Raw genomic sequence first — 20,923 nt, forward strand, 5'->3', positions numbered from 1 at the left:
GCGCTCGGCGAGCAGGATGCAGATCGCCGCCGACTCGGTCATCGAGCTTCCGTCCGGCAAGATCAGGACCGGGACCTGGTTCAACGGGCTGATGTGGAGAAAGGCCTGGTCGGGCGGGTCCGACTTTGGAACATCGATCTGGTCGAAAGCCACGCCCGCCAAAGCGAGCGCCGCCTCGACGACAAAGCCGCCGGTGTTCGGGCGCGTATAAAGCTTGTACATCAAATCCTCCGCCAGCCAGTGCAAGGCCGGCGACGATCTTGAACCGGAAGCGCCGCTTCTACTCAAGCGAGCGGCGGCCGCCACAGGTGTTTTTTCAACAGTCCAGCGAGCTGCGATCTAAATCCTTGGCGTGAGGCGGGCGACAAGCCGCGCAGCTTACGGCCGAGTTTTGGAAGACAGAGGCAAGAGGTTGGGGAAGACAACCGTCATTGACGTGCTCAGGGCGATGGCTAGATTGCCTTCCCGCGGGTGAAGATTGCCCGTCTTGCCAACATAAGGAATAGGCGCGTGGCTACAGGTACGGTGAAGTGGTTTAATGCGACAAAAGGCTTTGGGTTCATCCAACCCGACTCCGGCGGTGCGGACGTTTTCGTTCATATATCTGCCGTTGAACGTGCCGGGTTGAGGGCCCTCGCCGATGGCCAAAAGGTCAGCTATGAGGTCGAGCAGGACCGGCGCACTGGAAAATCGTCTGCTGGCAATCTCCAGGCGATCTAAGTCGCTCAAAGGCCGCACATTTTTGAGCCGGCCTTTGGAAAATCACTCTCCGCGTAGGTAGGTGGCTGAATATCCAGGCCGGCGCCAAACCCAAGCTGCGATCCCGTTCTCGCAGCTTGGCCACGGCCGGCAGGTCCCGCGTCACGATCACAACGTCCAATTCCATGCTTTCGCGCTCGGGGAGTTCCATCGCCGTCGATGCCATGCTCGTCAAATCGCCTTTTCGAGCTCCGGCAGAGCTTCGAACAGGTCAGCAACGAGGCCGTAGTCTGCCACCTCGAAGATCGGGGCTTCCTCATCCTTGTTGATCGCGACGATGACCTTCGAGTCCTTCATGCCGGCAAGATGCTGGATGGCGCCTGAGATGCCGCAGGCGATGTAGAGCTGCGGCGCAACCACCTTGCCCGTCTGCCCGACCTGCCAGTCGTTCGGCGCATAGCCGGCGTCGACGGCTGCGCGCGATGCGCCAACGGCGGCACCGAGCTTGTCGGCAACCGGAAGTATCATTTCCTCGAACTTCTCCGACGAGCCGAGCGCACGGCCGCCCGAGATGATGATTTTTGCAGAGGTCAGTTCCGGACGGTCAGAGGACAAGAGCACGTCCTTGACGTGGGTGGAAAGACCCGGGTTCGCAGCGGCCGAGACGGTCTCGACCGAGGCGTTGCCATCGTCACCGGCCGCGGCAAAGGACACCGTGCGAACGGTGATCACCTTCTTGGCGTCCGTCGACTGAACCGTCTGGATGGCATTGCCCGCATAGATCGGACGCTTGAATGTGTCAGGGCTGACGACCTCGATGATTTCCGAGACCTGTGCGACGTCGAGAAGGGCTGCAATGCGCGGCAGCACGTTCTTGCCGACCGAAGTCGCGGGCGAGACGATCGCATCGTAGCTGCTGGCGAGCGAGACGATGAGCGCTGCCAGCGGTTCTGCCAAGTTGTTGGCAAGGTTGGCGTCGTCGGCGAGAAGCACCCTCGAAACTCCCGAGAGTTTTGCGGCGGCATCGGCCGCAGCCTTGGCGCCGGAGCCCGCGACGAGCACATGCACGTCCGAACCGATCTGCTTTGCGGCCGTCAGCGCCTTGGCCGTCTGGTCGGAAAGGGTTGCGTTGTCGTGATCTGCCAAAAGAAGAATGGCCATGGTTCTGTTCTCCCTTACCTGCCTTAGGTCGTGTGGACTCTTGGGATTCCCAAGGCTGAGCAAATCAGATTCAAGGCTGTCTTTTGGAGACAGCCATGGGTGTTCTCGACCGTCTGATTCTTCGTGACGATCAGTGGGAGCGGATGTCGGCGCACATCATCGGCGACCAGCGGACGCGGGGTTCGTCGGGCCGCGACAACCGGATGTTCGTGGAAGCGGTGCTTTGGATCGTGCGCACGGGGTCACCCTGGCGTGATCTGCCCGATGCGTTTGGCGACTGGAACAGCGTCTTCCGCCGTTTCAGCCGGTGGAGCCACAAGGGTGTCTGGTGGCGCATCTTCGCGGCGATGTCGGATGATCCCGACTTTGAGTATCTGATCGTCGATTCCACTATCATCCGCGCCCACCAGCACGCTTCGGGGGCCAAAAAGGGGGGTCTGAAGATCAGGCCCTTGGTCGTTCGCGCGGTGGCCTGAGCACCAAGATCCACATGGCCGTCCGAGGCCTTGGGTGCCCGGTGCGCTTCATTCTGACGGCTGGCCAACGCGGCGACTGCCCGCAAGCCTACACTTTGATCGAGGGATTGCCCGCAAAGGTCGTCATGGCCGACGCCGCCTACGATGCCGATCCATTGCGCCGGGAAATCGCAGACAAGGGCGCCATCGCCGTCATTCCCAATAACCCGTCTCGGGCGCGCAAATACCCGATCGACAAGCACCTCTATGCCCAGCGTCACTTGATCGAATGTTGCTTCTCCAGGCTCAAGCAGTTCCGACGCGTCGCAACACGATTCGAGAAGACAGCCCGAAACTACCTTGCCATCGTCACCATCGCCGCAACCGTCCTCTGGATCAGATAAGTGTCCACACGACCTAGAGCACGCCGGCTTCGTTTTTCAGCTTGTCGACCAGTTCGGCGACGCTCTTCACCTTGACGCCCGCGTTGCGGCCGGCCGGCTCCTCGGTCTTCAGCACCTTCAGCCGCGGGCTCGTGTCGACGCCGAAGTCGGCCGGGCTCTTCTTGTCGAGCGGCTTCTTCTTCGCCTTCATGATGTTCGGCAGCGACGCATAGCGCGGCTCGTTGAGGCGGAGATCCGTCGTGACGACTGCCGGAAGCTTGACGTCGATCGTCTGGAGACCACCGTCGACTTCGCGCGTCACCTGAGCCTTATCGCCGCCGATCTCGATCTTCGAGGCGAACGTCGCCTGCGCCCAGCCGAGCAGCGCCGAGAGCATCTGGCCGGTCTGGTTGCAATCATCATCGATCGCCTGCTTGCCGACGATGACGAGGCCGGGCTGTTCGGCTTCCGCCACACCCTTGAGGATCTTCGCAACGGCGAGCGGCTCGACCTGGTCATCCGTCTCCACCAGGATCGCCCGGTCGGCGCCCATGGCGAGTGCGGTGCGCAGCGTCTCTTCGGCCTTGGCAGGACCGATCGAAACCACCACCACTTCCTCAGCCTTGCCGGCTTCCTTCAGCCGCAAAGCCTCCTCGACCGAAATCTCGTCGAACGGGTTCATCGACATCTTCACATTCGCAAGCTCCACTCCAGAGCCGTCTGACTTCACGCGGACCTTGACGTTGTAGTCGACGACCCGCTTGACGGGGACCAAGATCTTCATCGAATTCTCCCTGAAATCATCAGCAAAGCGCGCGAAACCGCTCGACATCACGTCAAGGACCTCACCGGGGTCCCGCTTCCACCAATTGTTCGCCGAAAAAATCTCGACCTCGCAGGGCCCGGCATAGCCCGCACCCTCGACGCTATCTCGGATTGCCTTGAGATCGGCAACGCCATCTCCCATCATGCCGCGGTCGAGCAGCACGTCGCGCGTATCGGCGAGCCAGTCGCAGAGGTGGTAACCGAAGAGCCGGTCAGGCCCCGCGCGTTGCAACTGGGTCTCGATCTCGCTGTCCCACCAGACGTGATAGACGTCGACGGCGATGCCGAGATTGGGCGCCGCCACCGCATCGCAAAGATCGACGGCATCGCGCAATGTCGTCAGGCATGAGCGGTTTCCCGCATAGACTGGATTTAGCGGCTCGAGCGCCAGCTTGACATTGCGCGCGGCCGCATAGGGGGCGATTTCCCAGACGCGATCGGCGACGATCTTCAGGCTTTCGGAAACACCCTTCGTGCCGGGATGCACGCCGCCGACCACGATCGTCAGCACAGTGGCGCCCAGGCCGGCAGCCATATCGATAGAGGCCTTTGCGCCATCGATGACCGCCTCCCGGTCCACCGCCTCGGTTCCGACGACAAACGGCGTCCGGCACAGCCCCGCAACGGACAATCCGGCCGCCCGCGCCCGTTCGCCGATCTCAATCGCCCGTGAACCGATTTCCCGGCGCCAGAAGACGATGGAGCCGAAGCCGCGCTCGGCGCAGGCATCGATGATCCGCTCCGGCGACCACCCTGCCCCCTGCCCCTCCAGGTTATGCCCAAGGCTGGCGGTGTTGAGCGCGAGCGACGAATGGTCCCTTGAGAAATCACGCATCGCCTATACCCCGTAGAGAGCGAGCAGCTTCTTCATGCGCACGATGGCGCGTTCCGGATCGCGGAGCAGGCCGCATTGATCGGCGAGGCGGAAGACCTCGACGAAGTAGGGCAGCGGCCGCATGGCCTGCCCGCCGTTCAGCATCACGAAATGATCCTGGAAACCGTTCAACCAGGCGAGGAAGACGACGCCGGTCTTGTAGTATTGTGTGGGAGCACGGAAGATCAGACGGGCCAGCGACACGGTCGGATCAAGCGTTGCGCGGAAGGCTGCCGTGTCGCCCTCGCCCAGCTGCTCCACCGCATAGGCCGCGGCGGGTGCCAGCGGATCGAAGATGCCGAGCAGAGCGTGCGAAAACCCGTCGCTGTCCCCCTCGATCAATTCGGGGTAATTGAAGTCGTCACCCGTATACATTTTTACGCCGGCGGGCAGGCGGCGGCGCATCAGGATTTCCTTCTCCTTGTCGAGCAGGGAAATCTTGATGCCATCCACCTTGGCGACATTCTCTTGAATGACGGCAAGTGCCGTCTGCATCGCCGGGTTGAAGTCGGTGCTGCCCCAGTAGCCGGCGAGTTGCGGGTCGAACATGTCGCCCAGCCAATGCAAGATCACGGGTTCGTCGCAGGCGGCCAGCACGTCCGAATAGATTTTGACATAATCTTCCGGCCCCTTGGCGACACGCACCAATGCACGGGATGCCATGAGGATGATCCGCCCGCCGAGCTTCTGGATGGCATCGGCCTGTTCCAGATAAGCCCTGCGCACATCGTCCATGCTGGTCACGGTTGCGGGATCGAGATGGTCCGTGCCGCAGCCGTTGGCGACCAGCGCATCGGGCAACTCTTCCCGCGTGCGACGGATCAGTTCCAGTGCTCCCGGCCAATCGAGGCCCATGCCACGCTGTGCCGTGTCCATCGCCTCCGCGATGCCGAGGCCGAGGCCGGCCAGATAGCGGCGGAACTCCATCGTCTTCGCCCAATCGACCGTGGCGCGGCCCGACGGATCGTTGGCGGTGAACGGGTCGGCGACGACGTGAGCGGCGGAGTAGACCACACGGGCCGGGTTCCGGCCAAGCGTTGCCGCCGCAATCGGGGTTCCTGTCAGGGAATAGTCGACGAGGCGGCCATTGGTGTCGGGAAGCGCAATGTGCATGGGAAAACCTCAGAAGCGCGGGACGAGCATGCCGGCATCCGCCGGAATCGCGAGACCGGTGGTGTAGGGAAGCCGGCCCGAGACGAGGGAAGCGACCAGCGTGCCGATATCATCGGGCTGCCCGACGCGAGGAAACAGCGTGAGGCCCTGCTCGGCGCGCTCACGATAGGCGTCGATGACCGGCGCGGTCATCTCCGTCGCGATCAAGCCTGGCTGGACGTCATAGACGGCGATCTCTTCCCGTCCGAGCCGGACGGCGAGTGCCTTCGAGACCATGGCGGCGGCCGCTTTCGAGGCGCAGTATTCCGACCGCTGCTCCGCCACCGCGACGGCATTCGACGAGGTCACGTTGACAATCGAATGAAAGAGCTGCGGCCGGCTGCGCGCGAGCAGACGCCGGGCAAACGCCTGGCTCAGGAAGAACATGGCCTTGGCATTCACGGCAAAGCAGCGGTCCCAGCTCTCCTCCGACACATCCATCATATCGCCGCGCTGGAGGACGCCGACGCCGGCATTGTTGACGAGCGTGGTGAGGGGGCCGAGTTTCGCCTCGATGGCGTCGAGCACGGCCTCGTGGCCGCCAATGTCGGTGACATCGAAGGGCGCCGCCGCGGCTGCTCCGCCAAGGTATGTGATACGCGCAACCGCCGCCGACAGTTCCGCATCGTCTGCCGGTCCGTTTAGGGCAACCGCAAAGCCCTCTTTGGCGAGGGCTGCCGCAACCGCAAGCCCGATGCCGCGCGAAGAGCCGGTGACGAGTGCGACCGGCCGGGCAGCCGGGGAGCTCATGCCCGCGCTCCCTTCTTGAGGAGTTCGCGCGCAATGATCATGCGCTGGATCTGGTTGGTGCCCTCGTAGATCTGCGTGATCTTTGCGTCGCGGTAGAGACGCTCCACCTCGAAGCCACGGATGTAACCCGATCCACCAAAAACCTGCACGGCATCGGCCGTGCGCTGCACGGCCATGTCACCGGCAAAACACTTGGCGATGGAACAGGCCTTTGTCGCGTCGGCCCCGGCATCGATCTTCGAGGCGGCGGAGTGGACGAGCAGGCGTGCAGCTTCAATGTCCTTCGCCATGTCGGCGAGCAGCCATTGCACCCCCTGGAAATCGGCGATCGCCTTGCCGAATTGCTTGCGTGTTCCGGCATAGTCGAGCGCCGCTTCGAGGCCGGCCTGGGCGATGCCAACGGCGAGCGAGGCGATTCCGACGCGGCCCTTGTCGAGCACGGACATCATCATGTGGAAGCCGCGCCCCTCCGTGCCGAGCAGGGCATCTGCCCGAAGGCGCACATCGGTGAAGTTCAGTGCACCGACCTGGCTGGCGCGCTGACCCATCTTATGTTCCTTGGGGCCCCTCTCGACGCCAGCCGAATGAAGGTCGACGACGAAGATGGACATGCCGCGATTGCCGGCTTCCTTGTCGGTCCTTGCGAGCACGAAGCCGTAATCGGCCACCGGCGCATTGTGGATCCAGATCTTGCCGCCGTTGAGCCGCCAGCCGTTTCCGTCGCTCTCGGCCGTTGTGCGGATGCCCGAAACGTCGGTGCCGGCTTCCGGCTCCGTGATGCAATAGGCGACCTTCGCGCGCATGCCGAGAATATCCGGCAGCATCGTCTGCTGGCGTTCCGTTCCGTGGCGGACCAGCAGGGTCGATATGAGTTCGACCAGCCCGCACTGATCGGCGACGGAAGCATAGCCGCGGCTCAACTCCTCCATCACCACTGCGTAGGTGAGCGTATCGAAGCCCGGCCCGCCGAGGGCTTCCGGCACGCTTATGCCGAAGAGGCCGAGCTTTGCCATTTCGTCGTAAAGAGCCGCCGGGAAGCGCTCCTCGCGGTCCAGTTCCTCGGCCACGGGCCGGATCATTTCGTCGGCAAAGGCGCGCGCCATCTCTCGCACCTGCTCCTGCGTTTCAGTGAGATACATGGCCCTCGCCTCTCGTCTAGTAACTATCTGGTTATATACATGCCCCAGTCGCAAGACGTCAAGGCGGAAAAATCTGTGACCGAGAAGGAAGCTGCTTGCACAGTCGTTTGGTCCGTGCTTATTTATTCACCATCTGGTTACTTATGGAGGAGAGCATGCACCCAGGAGAAAAGCGGAAGTTCGGGAGAACCGACCTCGATGTGACCGCCTTCGGCTTCGGCACCGCGCCGCTAGGAAACATTTTCCGCGAGATCGACGATGGGACTTCGGAAGAAATGTTCGCGCACGCCTGGGAGGCGGGTGTGCGCTTCTTCGACACCGCGCCGATGTATGGCCACGGCCTTGCCGAACTGCGCACCGGCCATGCCCTGCGCTGGAAAAACCGCGACGATTTCGTCCTCGCCTCCAAGGTTGGACGCCTGCTGCGCCCGGCGCGGCGCGACACCATCGACTTCGCGCCCTGGACGAATGCTGCGCCCTTCACCATGCATTTCGACTACAGCTACGATGGCACGATGCGCGCCTTCGAGGACAGCCTGCAGCGGCTGGGCCTGGAGCGGATGGACATGTGCTTCATCCACGACACCGACGTCTTCACGCGCGGCAGCGAGCAGCCGGAAGTGTTCGAGCAGGCGATGGACGGCGCCTGGCGCGCGCTGGAGCGGCTGCGCTCGGAAAAGGTCGTGAAGGCGATCGGCGTCGGCGTCAACGAATGGCAGGTCTGCCATGAGGCCCTCCGCCGTCACGATTTCGACTGCTTCCTGCTGGCCGGCCGCTACACGCTGCTGGAACAGGAGGCGCTCGACGCGTTCCTTCCGCTTTGCGAGGAGCGTGGGGCCGCCGTCGTGGTAGGCGGCGGCTTCAATTCGGGAATCCTTGCCACCGGTGCGAAGCAAGGGGCCAAGTACAACTACGCGCCGGCGCCGCGCGAAATCCTGGAAAAGGTCGCGAAGATCGAGGTTGTCTGCGCGGAGCATGCCGTGCCGCTAGCTGCGGCTGCCTTGCAGTTCGTCGTCGCGCATCCCGCCGTCCCGTCCTTCATGGCCGGCACGCGTACCGTCGAGCAGCTGGAGCAGAATCTCGCGTGGTTCTCCCATCCGATCCCGGCCGACTTCTGGGCGGATCTCAAGCGCAAGGGATTGCTGCGAGAAGACGCGCCCGTACCGGAATAGTTCATCTCGCACCCGCGTTGCCATCGGCAGCGCGGGTGCCCCGCTTACCGGATGAGGATTGCGCGAAAATCGTTGACGTTAGTTCCCGTCGGACCTGGAACGAACAGGTCGCCGAGATGGTGGAACGCGCTCCAGGCATCGTTGCCGGCAAGCAAGACGGCCGGATCGGCCCCTTGCTCCCGCAAGCGCTGCATGCTTGCGCCATCGGCAAAGGCACCCGCATTGTCCTCCGAGCCATCGATGCCATCCGTATCGGCAGCAAGTGCCGCGAAGGGAACCCCTTCGCCAGCGAGCGCGAGCGACAGCAGGAACTCCGTGTTGCGCCCACCCTTGCCACAGCCCCGGATCGTGACCGTCGTTTCACCGCCCGAGAGGATGACGACCGGTCGCGAGAATGGCCGGCCACGACTGGCGACCTCGCGAGCGAGGGCAGCGTGAACCCGTGCGACATCGACCGCCTCGCCCTCGATGCTGTCCGACAGGATGACGGCGGGAATACCGAGAGCCTGCGCCCGCTCGGCGGCAGCTTCCAGGGAGAGGCGCGCAGACGCGATGACACGAACGTCGTTGCGGTTGAAAACCGGGGCATTGGGCGATGGCGGCTGCTCCTCATCTCCGGTGAGCCAAGCCTCGATCCGTTCCGGCAGCTTGATTCCCCATGTTTTGACCAGTGCGCGCGCCTGCGCCCGGTCGGCCGCATCCGGCACGGTCGGTCCGCTGGCGACTTGCGCCGGGTCGTCACCCGGCACATCGGAGATGACGAGCGTCACGACCCTGGCCGGATGACAGGCAGCAGCGAGCCGTCCGCCCTTGATGCCGGAAACCTGCTTGCGGATGGCGTTCATGACCGAAATCGGCGCCCCGCTTGCCAGTAGCGCGCTGTTCAGAGCGGCCTCATCCTCCAGCGTGAGATCGCCAGGCGGAGCGGGAAGCAGGGCGGAACCGCCGCCGCAGACGAGCGCGATGACGAGATCGTCCCCGGCCAATCCCTTCACCGCGTCAAAAAGCGCTCGCGAGGCCTCGAGCCCGGCGGCATCCGGTACGGGATGTGCCGCCTCGAGCACGCGAACGTGCTTACAGGGCACGGCATAGCCGTAGCGCGTCACCACGACACCTTCGAGCGGGGCATCCCACAGTCTTTCGAAAGCCGCGGCGAGCTGCGCGGCACCCTTGCCCGCGCCGATAATGATGGTCCGCCCCTTGGGCCGGGCCGGCAGGTGCGTGCGCAAGGCCTTTTCGGGGTCCGCGGCTTCGATCGCTGCGCGAAAGAGTTCTGCGAGAAAGTCTTTGTCTTCAGGCTTCATGAGACCGCCAAACGGATCAGGAGTATGGGATGACCGAAAGCTATCTGTCGAAACGCGCCGGCCGCTTCTGCCTGTAGGCCGCCAGCCCTTCCGTGAGATCTTCGGATGCCGCCGCCACCGCGCCGGCCAAGGCCTCCACGACCCGCTCGCTTTCCTCGTGCTCGGCGGCATTGATCAGCATCTTCGTCAATTCTGTCGCCCTCGGAGACCGCTTCAGCACGCGTGCTGCGGCGGCCTCTGCGGCGGCGCCACCCTCGCCCGTCGCCACGACCTGATCGACGAGCCCGAGCGCGAAAGCCTGCTTAGCAGAGTAGACTTCGCCAAAAAGCGCCATGCGGCGGACAAGCTGCGTGCCGAAGCGGCGCGAGGCCCGCTGCGTGCCGGACCAGCCGGGAATGATGCCGAGGCCGGCCTCCGGCTGGCCGATCTTCACATGCGCTTCGGCGATGCGCAGGTCCGCGCAGGCAGCAAGCTCCAGCCCGCCGCCGAGCGCGTGGCCGTTCAGCACCGCGATCAGTGGAACCGTGAGGCGGGCCAGCGCATCGAAGGCGCCGTGTCCGTCGCGCAGCCAGCGGCGCGAGAACGTGTCGGCGTCGAGGCTGCTCCACGCCTCGATATCGCCCCCCGCGCAAAAGGACCTGCCGCCCTCTCCCGACAGGATCGCAACCCGAGCATCCGAGCGCTCGATGGTACGGCAGGCCCGCAACAGCGCATCGACCATGTCCTCGTCGACCGCGTTCAGCTTTTCCGGGCGGCGCAGGGTGAGCCGCGCAACGTGGCCCTCGATGCGGAGTTCGATGCGCGGATCGCTCACAGCGCAAGCCCCATGGTGCCGGCGCGGAATAGCGCATCGTCCATCACCTTGAGCGTCTGCGAGACGCGCAACGGCGTCGCCGCCTGGTCGAGGACATCGCGCTGGAGGTCGAGGCCGGGGGCGATCTCGGTTATGACAAGTCCGTCCGTATCAAGCTCTATTACGCAGCGCTCCGTGACATAGGTGATGTCCTGCCCCTGCGCGCGGGCGCGCTTGCCAGAAAAACTGACCTGATCGACCTTCGGCACGAACTTGGCGATGCGGCCCTCCTTGTCGATCACCAACCGGCCGTCCTCGATGTGCATTTTGGCGCCTGCATTGAAATTGCCGGAGAAGACGATCTTTTTCGCACGCGACGTGATGTCGACAAAACCGCCGGCGCCAGCGGTGCGGTGTGGCGTTGCCGCCAGGCGGCTGACATTGACCGAGCCCTCGGCGTCGATTTCCAGGAAGGACAGGAGCGAGCAGTCGAAGCCGCCAGCCTGGAAATAACAGAACTGGTGCGGCGATGCGACGAAGGCCTCGGCATTGGAAGCGCAGCCGAATTTGAAATCGAGAAGCGGTATGCCGCCGACGGCACCCTGCTCGATCACCCATGTAATTTTGCCGTGATGCCCTTCCTCGATGAGGATGCGCGGCACGTTGGCCGAAATGCCGAAGCCGATATTGACGGCCCAGCCATCCTGCAGTTCCCGCGCCACGCGGCGGGCGATGACCTTGCCAACATCGAGGGCCGGCAGGCGGAAGGTTTCGAGAGGCCGGAAGAGCTCGCCGGAAATCGCCGGGTCATAGGGCGTTGCCGTCGTCTGCAACTGATCGGGCGCCTCGACGATGACGTCGACGAGGATGCCGGGGACGCGCACGTCATGTGGCCGCAGGGTGCCGCCGGCCGCCACCCGCTTGACCTGCGCTATGACCAGACCGCCGGAATTGCGGGCGGCCAGCGCCATTTCCATAGCGCCTAGCGTCGCGCCCTCCTGTTCGAAGGTCAGGTTGCCCTTCTCGTCGGAGGTCGTCGCGCGGATGATCGCAACATCGGGGCGAAGCGCCGGGAAATGCAGCCAGTCCTCTCCCGCGAACGAAACCCGCTGAACGATCGGCTCGGCGCGCGCACTCGCATTCATCGCGCAGCCTTCCTGATCGGGATCGACGAAGGTCTCCATGCCGACCTTGGTGAGCACGCCCGGACGCTTGGCGGCGCCCTCCCGGAGCATGTCGAAGACGATGCCGGAGGGCACGTTCCAGGCGGCGAGCTCCTCATTCAGGATCATCTGCCAGACCAGCGGCGGCTCGGCATTGCTTGGCCCCGAGGGATAGGAGCCGCCGATGATCTTCACCAGCATGCCCGGCTTGGCGATGTGGTCGACGCCGCGGGTGCCAAAGAAATCGCCGGCCGCGATCGGGTGAATGGAGGTGAGGCCGCGCGGATGGCCTTCGCGATCAAAGCGTTCGCCCAGCGCCTTGAGAACGGCATCGGGGCAACACAGGCCCGACGAAGAGTTGACTGCAACGACCGCACCATCCCTGACGAGTTGGGCCGCTTCCTCCGCGGTCTTCACTTTCTTCATCGACTTCACCTCCGTTCCGCATTGCATTAAGTAACTAACTAGTTATCGATTAAACACAGCGCGTGCAATCAGGCAAGCAGGATTTTCGCGTCGACGCGCATGGCGCCATCGATGCTCCCAGACAGCCAAGGAGGAGGCATGAACATTTACTTTCAGAAGAGCTTTCAACGCGGATTCGGCACCTATCCGCTGAAAGGAAGCGAGTTGCAGGATGCAGTTCACACCGCTATTGCCGTCGGCTACCGGGCGTTCGATACGGCGCAGATGTATGGCAATGAAGCCGAGACCGGTGAGGCGCTGGCCTCAAGCGGCGTCGCGCGCGACGATCTCTGCATCACGACAAAGATCGATCCGGACAACTACACGGCGGAGAAATTTCTTCCGTCGGTCGAGGCTAGCCTGAGGGCGATCAAGGTCGACCGTGTCGATGTGCTCCTGCTTCACTGGCCGCCCGCGGATGGCGACATCGCGCCGGCGCTTCGTCTGATGCAAACCGCCCATGACAAGGGCCTGGCGGGAGCGATCGGCGTGTCGAACTATACCGCCGGCATGATGCGGGAGGCGCGGACGATCGTCGATGTGCCGCTCGTGACCAACCAGGTGGAATTCCATCCGCTTCTCGACCAGAGCAAGCTCCTCGCCGCCGCTTCGGAAACGGGAATTCCTCTGTCATCCTACGCATCGGTGGCGCGCGGTGAGGTCTTCAAGCACGGCCTCTTCGCCGAGATCGGCGAAGCCTACGGCAAGTCCGCTGCGCAGATCGTGCTGCGCTGGATTCTGCAAAAGGGTGTGCCGCTCAACACGATGTCGACGAAGGCCGCGAACATCAGGTCGAATTTCGAGATCATGGACTTCACGCTGTCGTTCGTGGACATGGACCGGATCGACGCCCTGACCGCGACCGGCCACCGCATCATCAAGACGGGGATGCTCCCCTGGGTGCCCGAATGGGACTGACGAGAAAGGGCGGCCTCGCGGCCGCCCTTTCTTGTTGCTGGCACGTTCAACGCTCGATCATGCATTGCCACGGATCATATCCGCCGCCTTCTCCCCGATCATGATCGTCGCCGCGTTGGTGTTGGACCCGACGAGGCTTGGCATCGCCGAACTGTCGCAGATGCGGATACCGTCGAGGCCATGGACACGCAATTGCGGGTCGACCACGGACATCTCGTCCCGACCCATCTTGCAGGTGCAGGTCGGATGATAGGAGGTCCGGCCGTACTGGCGCGTATAGGCAACGTAGTCCGCTTCCGTCCGAACGTTGCCATCGGGGAAGTGCACCGTCTTGATGTATTTCTGAAGAGAGTGCTGCGCGAAGATTTCCTGGCTGATCTTCACCCCTTCAACGGAGATTTTCACATCGTCGGGATCGGCGAGGAAATTCGGGTCGACGATAGGCAGAGCACGGGGATCGGACGACCGCAAGGTCACGGAGCCGCGCGATTTCGGCCTGAGTGTGTAGGAGTTGAGCGTGATACCGGACGATCCTTGCGGCACGCCGGGGACGCCGGCTTCCGCACCCGCACCGGCGAGGAAATGGAACTGGAGGTCGGGACTGGGGTTGGATTTATCGCCATACCAGAAGGCGCCGCCCTCCACCACGTTGGAGGTGATGGGGCCGGACTTGAACAGCATGTATTGAAAACCTGCCCAGAGCATCCAGTGCAGCTTGTTGTACTTGTCCAGGCTGTCGTGGTTCTTCAGTTCGGCGATGATATCAACGCCGAAATGGTCCTGCAGGTTCTGCCCGACACCGGCGAGATCCTGGACGACATCGATGCCATGGCGTTTCAGCGCATCGGCTGGCCCGACGCCCGACAGCATCATCAGTTTCGGCGTCCCGATAGCGCCGGAAACAACGAGAACCTCGCTGTCCGTCCGCGCGGTGGTACGCTTACCATCGACCACGTAGTCGACACCGACGGCGCGGCGGCCTTCGAAGACGATGCGCAGCACAAGGGCGCCGGTGATGACGGAGAGGTTCTTGCGCTTCAGGGCCGGTCGCAGATAGCCGACGGCCGCCGAGCAGCGCCGGCTGTCGCGCGTCGTCGTCTGGTAGACGCCCGCCCCCTCCTGCACCGGGCCATTGAAATCCGGATTGTAGGGAATGCCGAACTCCTGGCAGCTTTGCACGAAGGCCCGCGTCATGCGTTGCGGCCCGGGGATGTTGGAGACGCCGAGCGGGCCATCCGTTCCATGCCAGGCACCGGAGAGGATCGAATTGCCCTCCGATCGCAGGAAATACTTCTGGATATCCTTGAAGCCCCACCCTTCCGCGCCTTCCTCGACCCAGCGGTCATAATCGCCGGGCACACCGCGGGTGAAAACCTCGGCATTGATCGACGACCCGCCCCCGAGCACCTTGGCCTGCGCGTAAAGGATCTCACGGTTATTGGCGTGCTTCTGGGGCGCGGTCTTCAGGCCCCAGGTGAGCGGCCCCGTCGTCATCTTGGCGAAGCCGACGGGCACGTGGATGAGCGGATTGGTATCGCGGCCGCCCGCCTCGATGAGGCACACTCGCGCGGACGGGTTTTCCGAAAGCCGCGCCGCCAGCACGCACCCGGAGGTGCCGCCGCCGACGATCACATAGTCATAGCCAGCGGACATCATGCGATCCAATGCGTGCGCTTGCCGATCTCGACATGAACGGACTTCACCTGCGTATATTCCTCCACCCCATACATCCCGGCCTCGCGGCCCCAGCCGGACTGCTTGAAGCCGCCGAGCGGCATTTCGGGACCGCCGGCCATGATCGTGTTGACCCAGAAGCGCCCGGCGCGAACCCGGCGGCTCACGGTCAGCGCCTTGTCGATATTCTTCGTCCAGACGCTCGCCGCAAGTCCATAGACGGTGTCATTCGCCAGCTGGATGGCTTCTTCCACCGTATCGAAATGCATGGAGCACAGAACGGGGCCGAAAATCTCGTCGCGGGCAATCGCCATGTCCCGGGAAACCCCGGAGAACAGCGTCGGCGCGATGTACTGCCCGCGACCAAGATCGATCGCCTCGCCACCCGTCAGTAGCTTAGCGCCTGCCGCCTTGCCCTTGGCGATGTAGTCGAGGATCGTCGCGTTCTGCGCTTCGGTGGTGATGGCGCCGACCTGCGTGCGTTCATCCAGCGGATCGCCGACGCGGATCTTCTTCATCTTATCGACGAGAAGCTTTTCGAAGTCCGCCGCAACGGAGCGCTCGACGATCAGGCGCGAGGACGAGACGCAGCACTGCCCGGTGTTGAAGCTGATGCCGAAGGCCGCACCATCGGCGGCGTCTTCGAGATCGGAATCGGCGAAGACAATGATCGGATTCTTGCCGCCAAGTTCCAAGCCGAGCTTTTTGAAGTTGCTGTCGGCTGCGGCGCGCACGCAGGAGCGGCCGACGGCCGTCGAGCCGGTGAAGGACAGCATGTCGACGTCAGGATGCTCGGACAGTGCCTGGCCAATCGTGCGGCCGGAACCGGTGATGACGTTGTAGACGCCGGCCGGCAGGCCGGCTTCCGCCAGCACTTCGGCGAGCAGCAGCGTCGTTGCGGCGGTGACTTCCGAGGGTTTCACCACCATCGTGCAGCCAGAGGCGAGGATGAAGGGCACGCGCTCGCACAGGATCAGGAACGGGAAATTCCAGGGCGTGATGAGGCCGACGACGCCGATCGGCTCGCGCAGCACCATGCCGAAGAGATCGTCGCCGAGCGAATTGAAGCTATCGCCATGCAGCATGCGCGCCGCACCGGCGCCCGTTTGGAAGCAGGCGATGCAGTGATCGATTTCACCTCGCGCTTGGGAGATCGGCTTGCCGTTTTCCAGCGCCTCCCAATAGGCGATTTCGTCGCGACGGCGGCGCAAGATTTCAGCAACGCGCAACAGGACGCTTCCGCGCGCCGCACCCGAAAGGCCAGCCCAGCGGCGATTTTCGAAGGCGCGGCGTGCCGCGGCGACGGCGGCGTTCAGATCATCGACCGTGCAACGAACCGTGCGCGTGACAGGCGTGCCGTGGCCGGGCGACGTGCGTTCGAAGTATTGCGCGCCGTCTTTCCACTGCCCGTCGACGAAAAAGCCGAAGGTGCGCGCTGCGGCCGGGGCAGAAAGGAAAGGGTTTTTCTGGTCCATTTGATGCTCCGCTTTGATATTTTTTTACGTCGCGATGGCGATCTGCGTCTTCAGGTGTTGTGGCCGTTCACTCAGCGTCGCGAAAGCCTCCTGGATCCGCTCCAGCGGATAGCTCGCCTTGGTGAAATCGTCCGTGCGGAACCGGCCGTGCGACAACAGGGTCAGCGCGTCGTGCACATCCTCGCCCATGCCGGCGACGGACCCCTTCAGGCTGCCTTCTTCCAGAACGGTGCGAAGGATGTCGATGGGCACCGTTTCGCCGGGTGACGTGATGCCGAAGAAGGCGACATGCCCGCCGCGCCGTGTCAGATCAAACGCCTGCTCGTAGAGTTTCCGGTTGCCGACGCTTTCGATCACCAAATCGGCGCCGCGCCCACCGGTCATCCCCAGCACGGTCTGCTTGACAAGAGCAGGATCGGACACGGCCGCATCCGCCCCGGCTTCGAGAGCCATCCGGCAGCGCTCGGCGGAGAGATCGGCGACGATGATGGGGGCCGCGCCGACGAGCCGCATCATCTGGACATGCAGGTTGCCGATCGGCCCCGCGCCGAAGATGAAGACCGACTGGCCGAAGGTCGCCCTCGCCTTGCGCGCCGCGCGAACGACACAGGCGACCGGCTCGGTGAGGACGAGAACTTCGTCAGCGATGTCAGCCTCAACGGGGATCGCCAGTCGCGCGGGCACCGCGACATAGTCCGCAAAGGCGCCATCCCGGCCGATGCCGACCTGAGTGACCTCGGCGCAGTTCAGAACCTCGTTGCGACGGCACCAGAAGCAGGTGCCGCAGCCGATATTGATATCGACGACGACCCGCGTGCCGACGGCGAGGTGACGCACATTGGCTCCGCGCTCCGCGATTGTGCCGCAGAATTCGTGGCCAGGGATCAGCGGCAGCCGATCGACGGCATAGTGGCCGTTGAAGATATGGATATCCGTGCCGCAAATGCCGGTGCGTTGTACGCGCACCAGAACATCCTCGGGGCCGATCGGCGGCAAGGGGACCTCGCGGACATCGAAGCATTTCGGGGTGGTCAGGACGGCGGCGCGCATGGTGCTCATGGCCACATCCTCACTTCACGGTGCGCAGCTTGGCGCGGTCGATCGTTAGCGCGATCGCGACGATCAGCACGATGCCGAACACCATCTGCTGGCGGGTCGCGTCAATCTCGAGATAGAGCATCGAAGCACGGATGACTGCGACGATCAGGGCGCCGACGACCGTGTTGAGAACACCGCCGACGCCGCCCGTCAAAGGCGTGCCGCCGACGAGCACCGCAACGATGGCCGGCAGGAGGAAGCCGTTGGCGATCGTCGGCGCGCCGCCGGAGAGTTTGACGGCAAAGAGCAGGCCGGCAATGGCAGCAAGTGCACCGGAAATCGCGAAGGCGAGGATCTTATAGCGCGCGACGTTCAGGCCCGACGCGGCCGCCGCAAGCTCACCGGCGCCGACCGCCTTCAAGGCGCGGCCAAGCGTCGTGCGGCGCTCGATGAAGAGGCACAGGGCGACGAGCACGGCAGCGATCAACAGCTCATGCGGCACGCCCCAGGTACGGCTGATCATCCAGCCGAAGGTCTCGTTGCGCTGAACGGCATCCATGTTGAGGGCACGCTGGCCGGAAAGCCACTGCGCGATCGAAAAAGCCACGCCGCCGACGGCGAGCGTCGAGATGAACGACGGCACGAAAAGCCTGGTCGTCACGTAACCCGACAGCGTTCCGAGAAGAAAACCCGCAACCACGCAAAGGACGGCGACCCACGCTCCCATGGAGGCGAGATAGACGGAGGCAATGACCGTCACCATGTTGGCTATCGACTGGGCCGACAGATCGATCCCGCCGATATAGATCGCGAAAGTAAGGCCGAGTGCCATGATGAAGAGCGGTACAATATCGCCGGCAAGGCCGAGGAGGTTCGACGGCCGCAGGAAACCCAGGTCGGTGATGCCGACGATCGCGACCAGCACGACGAGCGTGATCCAGGGCAGGTGCGGTTTGAGGCGCTGAATATCCATCTTGTCCCTCAGATCATATAGTGCAACAGATCATAGGGCGTGGGCTTGGCACCCGGCTGGCAGGCAAACTGCTTCTGGATGCGCCCGTCCTTGACCACGATGATGGTGTGCGATAGGCCGATCGCCTCTTCGAGCGTATCGGCAACGAGCATGATGCCGACGCCCGCCGCGCTCATCGCGCGGATCATGTCATAGACGTCTTCCTTGGCGCCGATATCGAGGCCGCGGGTCGGGTGGTCGAGCAGCATGATGTCCGACCCGCCGGAGCGCCATTTCGCCAGCACGACCTTCTGCTGGTTGCCGCCGGAGAGGTTTCCGCAGTCGGCGAATTCGGAATGCGCCTTGATGGAGAGCTTCTTGATCCAGTCGCGGGCCAGCGCCCGCTCCTCCGCCACGCGAAGGACCCCGCCACTCGAATGGTTCTTCATCTGCGAGAGCGTCATGTTCTCGTAGACATTCATGCCGGCGACGATGCCCTCGATCTTGCGCTCGCGCGGAACATAGCCAACGCCATGGGCGACCGACCGGCGCGGCGAATAGGCAGAGGCATTCTTGCCCTTGATGTTGAGGCGGCCGGTTGTCGGCGTCAGCATGCCGTAGATTGTCCGGAGGATCGCCTCGCGGCCCGAGCCCTCCGTTCCAACGAGACACAGGACCTCGCCGGCATGCAGCTTGAGGGAAATATCCTTGATGCGGCCGGGCAGACCCACGCCATCCATGTCGACAAGCACCTTGGAGGCGTCATAGGGTGCCTGCAGGTGCTCGCGGTAATATTGCTTGTCGACGTTGCGCCCGACCATCTTGTGCTGGATGGCATCCGCCGTCGCACCGCCCCGCTCGACCACATCGACCACCTCGCCGTCCTTCATGACATAGATGCGGTCCGACAGGTCCATGACCTCGTCCATGCGGTGCGAGACGAAGATGAAGGAGGCCCGCGTCGTCAGTTCGCGCACGAGCTTGAAGAGCAGCTGCACCTCTTCCTTCGACAGAACCGAGGTCGGCTCGTCGAGCAGGATGACGAGATCGCCCTGAACCCGCTCCTCCAGCGTCAGCACCTTGGCGAGTTCGACGAGCTGGCGCTGGGCGAAGGAAAGTTTAGACGTCACCGTCGCCGGATCGATGTCGAGCTTCACCTTGGCGAGCTGCGCCTTCGCCGCCTTCGCCATGGCCTTCCAGTCGACCACGCCGAAGCGGACGAACTGGCGCTCGTAGCCGAGAAAGATGTTCTCCATGACAGAGAGGTTCGGGATCAGGGACTGTTCCTGGAACACCATCCCGATCCCCTTTTCCATCGCCTGGCGCGGATTGGCGAAGCGGACGGACGCGCCGTTGATGAGGACCTGGCCGCCATCCGGCTGGTAGGCGCCGTAGATGACCTTCATCAGCGTGGATTTGCCGGCGCCGTTCTCACCGACGAGACCGACGATCTCACCGCGCTTGATGTGGAAATTGATAGACTTCAGCGCGTGGACGCCGGGGAATTTCTTGTCGACGGCTTTCAGCTCGTACATGGCGCTCCTCACTTAACGAAGGAAACCATCTTGCGGTCGGTGGAAAGCACCACCGCAAGAATGACGAGGAGGCCCAGCACTCCGTCCTGAAGGAAATCGGGCAGACCGATGACGACCATGCCGTTGTCGATGACGTTGACGATAAGCACGCCGACGAGCGCGTTCCACACGCCGCCGATGCCGCCCCAGAGCGCCACGCCGCCGACTACCACAGAGGTGATGGAGACGAACATGAAGTTTGCGCCCGTCACAGATTCCGCCTGCCCGATGCGGGCGACGACGAGGATCGCGGCGATGGCGTAGAAGACGCCGGCGAGCGCAAAGCCGGTGACGCGGACGCGGGTGACGTTGAGGCCCGAGGCGTGAGCGAGGTCCTCGCCGCCGCCGACAGCGTAGAAATTGCGGCCGAGCGTCGTGTGGGTTTGGATGAACCAGCCGACGAAGAGGAAGAAGGCCGCGACATAGACCATCAGCGGGAAGCCGAGCCAGCGCACCGTGAGCAGGCCGCGGAAGGTGGCATCGCTGACCTTCACGATATCACCGCCGGTCAGGAGGATGGCCGCGCCGGTTCCGACGAAGCCCATGGCGAGGCTCGCCATGAAGGACGGTATCCTGAGCTTGACGTGTACCAATCCGTTGAGAAGCCCGATCAGGCCGCCGATCGCGAGGACGAGCGGAATGGCGATCCAGCCCATGCCACCAAACTGGGCGAAGATGAAGGCGAAGGCGACCGCGGTGAGCGAGATCGTTCCTTCCATGGAAAGGTCGATTGATCCCATGACGATGATGAACGTGACGCCGACGGCGACCATGAGCGCCGGGGCCGCCGCAATCGCGATACGGGCGAAATTCCGCAACGAAAAGAAGGTCGGATTGAGCGCCGTGAAGAAGATCACGAGCGCAAGCAGCACCAGCACTGGCGCCCACTTGATCAAGGTTTCGCGCGATAGGCGACGTGTCACGTCAGACACCCCTCTAATGAAATTTTCGCAGGAG

Annotated in this window: 19 protein-coding genes and 1 pseudogene; 4 read left to right on the forward strand and 16 right to left on the reverse strand. The window is 63.5% G+C overall.

Features of this window, described 5'->3' with window-relative positions; genetic code table 11:
* On the reverse strand, positions 1–222 hold a 222-nt coding region (locus tag IQ26_RS35675; protein ID WP_208760286.1), incomplete at its 3' end, for a glutathione S-transferase N-terminal domain-containing protein.
* Between the two features lie 288 nt (positions 223–510).
* Between IQ26_RS35675 and IQ26_RS35680 the strand changes: the two genes are divergently transcribed.
* Entirely contained in the window at positions 511–720 is a 210-nt protein-coding gene (locus IQ26_RS35680; RefSeq protein ID WP_145723086.1) for a cold-shock protein, read from the forward strand.
* Between the two features lie 210 nt (positions 721–930).
* On the opposite strand, the gene IQ26_RS35685 is transcribed toward IQ26_RS35680, so the two are convergent.
* Positions 931–1,860 (reverse strand): electron transfer flavoprotein subunit alpha/FixB family protein, encoded by a 930-nt coding sequence (locus IQ26_RS35685; RefSeq protein WP_145723087.1) that lies wholly within the window; start codon positions 1,858–1,860, stop codon positions 931–933.
* A 95-nt stretch (positions 1,861–1,955) separates the two neighbouring features.
* On the opposite strand from IQ26_RS35685, the gene IQ26_RS35690 reads away from it, so the two are divergent.
* A protein-coding gene (locus IQ26_RS35690; protein WP_145723088.1) for an IS5 family transposase occupies positions 1,956–2,719 on the forward strand; the annotation gives its coding sequence in 2 pieces (ribosomal slippage) (positions 1,956–2,291 and positions 2,294–2,719; 762 coding nt in all).
* Positions 2,720–2,732: 13 nt separating this feature from the next.
* Here IQ26_RS35690 and IQ26_RS35695 read toward each other — a convergent pair.
* The 5 genes and pseudogenes from IQ26_RS35695 to IQ26_RS35715 form a co-directional block, all read right to left on the reverse strand.
* Complete coding sequence (locus IQ26_RS35695) at positions 2,733–3,482, reverse strand: electron transfer flavoprotein subunit beta/FixA family protein (protein WP_145723102.1); 750 nt, start codon at positions 3,480–3,482, stop codon at positions 2,733–2,735.
* Between the two features lie 129 nt (positions 3,483–3,611).
* Positions 3,612–4,358 (reverse strand): annotated as a pseudogene (locus IQ26_RS35700) (sugar phosphate isomerase/epimerase family protein); the annotation flags it as partial.
* Between the two features lie 3 nt (positions 4,359–4,361).
* Positions 4,362–5,510, reverse strand: coding sequence for a dihydrodipicolinate synthase family protein (locus tag IQ26_RS35705; protein ID WP_145723089.1), 1,149 nt, complete (start codon positions 5,508–5,510; stop codon positions 4,362–4,364).
* 9 nt (positions 5,511–5,519) lie between these two features.
* The gene (locus IQ26_RS35710; RefSeq protein ID WP_145723090.1) at positions 5,520–6,299 is read right to left on the reverse strand and encodes a 3-ketoacyl-ACP reductase; all 780 of its coding nucleotides are present in this window, start codon (positions 6,297–6,299) and stop codon (positions 5,520–5,522) included.
* Entirely contained in the window at positions 6,296–7,438 is a 1,143-nt protein-coding gene (locus IQ26_RS35715; protein WP_145723091.1) for an acyl-CoA dehydrogenase family protein, read from the reverse strand. Before IQ26_RS35715 ends, IQ26_RS35710 begins: the two co-directional genes overlap by 4 nt.
* Before the next feature lie 155 nt (positions 7,439–7,593).
* On the opposite strand from IQ26_RS35715, the gene IQ26_RS35720 reads away from it, so the two are divergent.
* Positions 7,594–8,610 (forward strand): aldo/keto reductase, encoded by a 1,017-nt coding sequence (locus IQ26_RS35720; protein ID WP_145723092.1) that lies wholly within the window; start codon positions 7,594–7,596, stop codon positions 8,608–8,610.
* A 44-nt stretch (positions 8,611–8,654) separates the two neighbouring features.
* Here the strand turns inward: IQ26_RS35720 and IQ26_RS35725 are convergent, their stop codons facing one another.
* Genes IQ26_RS35725 through IQ26_RS35735 form a run of 3 tightly spaced genes read right to left on the reverse strand, consistent with a single transcriptional unit; the run spans position 8,655 to position 12,296 of the window.
* Complete coding sequence (locus IQ26_RS35725) at positions 8,655–9,914, reverse strand: glycerate kinase type-2 family protein (protein ID WP_145723093.1); 1,260 nt, start codon at positions 9,912–9,914, stop codon at positions 8,655–8,657.
* Positions 9,915–9,954: 40 nt separating this feature from the next.
* Positions 9,955–10,728, reverse strand: coding sequence for an enoyl-CoA hydratase/isomerase family protein (locus tag IQ26_RS35730; RefSeq protein ID WP_145723094.1), 774 nt, complete (start codon positions 10,726–10,728; stop codon positions 9,955–9,957).
* Entirely contained in the window at positions 10,725–12,296 is a 1,572-nt protein-coding gene (locus tag IQ26_RS35735) for an acyl CoA:acetate/3-ketoacid CoA transferase (RefSeq protein WP_145723095.1), read from the reverse strand. Before IQ26_RS35735 ends, IQ26_RS35730 begins: the two co-directional genes overlap by 4 nt.
* Positions 12,297–12,434: 138 nt before the next feature.
* On the opposite strand from IQ26_RS35735, the gene IQ26_RS35740 reads away from it, so the two are divergent.
* The gene (locus tag IQ26_RS35740; protein WP_145723096.1) at positions 12,435–13,253 is read left to right on the forward strand and encodes an aldo/keto reductase; all 819 of its coding nucleotides are present in this window, start codon (positions 12,435–12,437) and stop codon (positions 13,251–13,253) included.
* Positions 13,254–13,310: 57 nt separating this feature from the next.
* Here the strand turns inward: IQ26_RS35740 and IQ26_RS35745 are convergent, their stop codons facing one another.
* From IQ26_RS35745 to IQ26_RS35770, 6 genes are all read right to left on the reverse strand, one after another.
* Positions 13,311–14,906 carry a GMC family oxidoreductase gene (locus IQ26_RS35745; protein ID WP_145723097.1) on the reverse strand — a complete coding sequence of 532 codons (1,596 nt, stop codon included), beginning with the start codon at positions 14,904–14,906 and terminating at the stop codon, positions 13,311–13,313.
* Positions 14,906–16,402, reverse strand: coding sequence for an aldehyde dehydrogenase family protein (locus tag IQ26_RS35750; protein WP_145723098.1), 1,497 nt, complete (start codon positions 16,400–16,402; stop codon positions 14,906–14,908). Before IQ26_RS35750 ends, IQ26_RS35745 begins: the two co-directional genes overlap by 1 nt.
* Before the next feature lie 24 nt (positions 16,403–16,426).
* Positions 16,427–17,461, reverse strand: a complete 1,035-nt coding sequence (locus tag IQ26_RS35755) for a zinc-dependent alcohol dehydrogenase (protein ID WP_162458170.1) — start codon at positions 17,459–17,461, stop codon at positions 16,427–16,429.
* 10 nt (positions 17,462–17,471) lie between these two features.
* A complete protein-coding gene (locus IQ26_RS35760; protein ID WP_145723099.1) occupies positions 17,472–18,413 on the reverse strand; it encodes an ABC transporter permease in 942 nt (313 codons plus the stop codon).
* 8 nt (positions 18,414–18,421) lie between these two features.
* Positions 18,422–19,927, reverse strand: coding sequence for a sugar ABC transporter ATP-binding protein (locus tag IQ26_RS35765; RefSeq protein WP_145723100.1), 1,506 nt, complete (start codon positions 19,925–19,927; stop codon positions 18,422–18,424).
* A gap of 8 nt (positions 19,928–19,935) precedes the next feature.
* Positions 19,936–20,923 (reverse strand): ABC transporter permease (locus tag IQ26_RS35770; protein ID WP_240547416.1); only part of this gene is annotated, 988 nt, incomplete at its 5' end.

The organism is Mesorhizobium tianshanense (genome assembly GCF_007830515.1).
Classification (GTDB): Bacteria; Pseudomonadota; Alphaproteobacteria; order Rhizobiales; family Rhizobiaceae; genus Mesorhizobium; species Mesorhizobium tianshanense.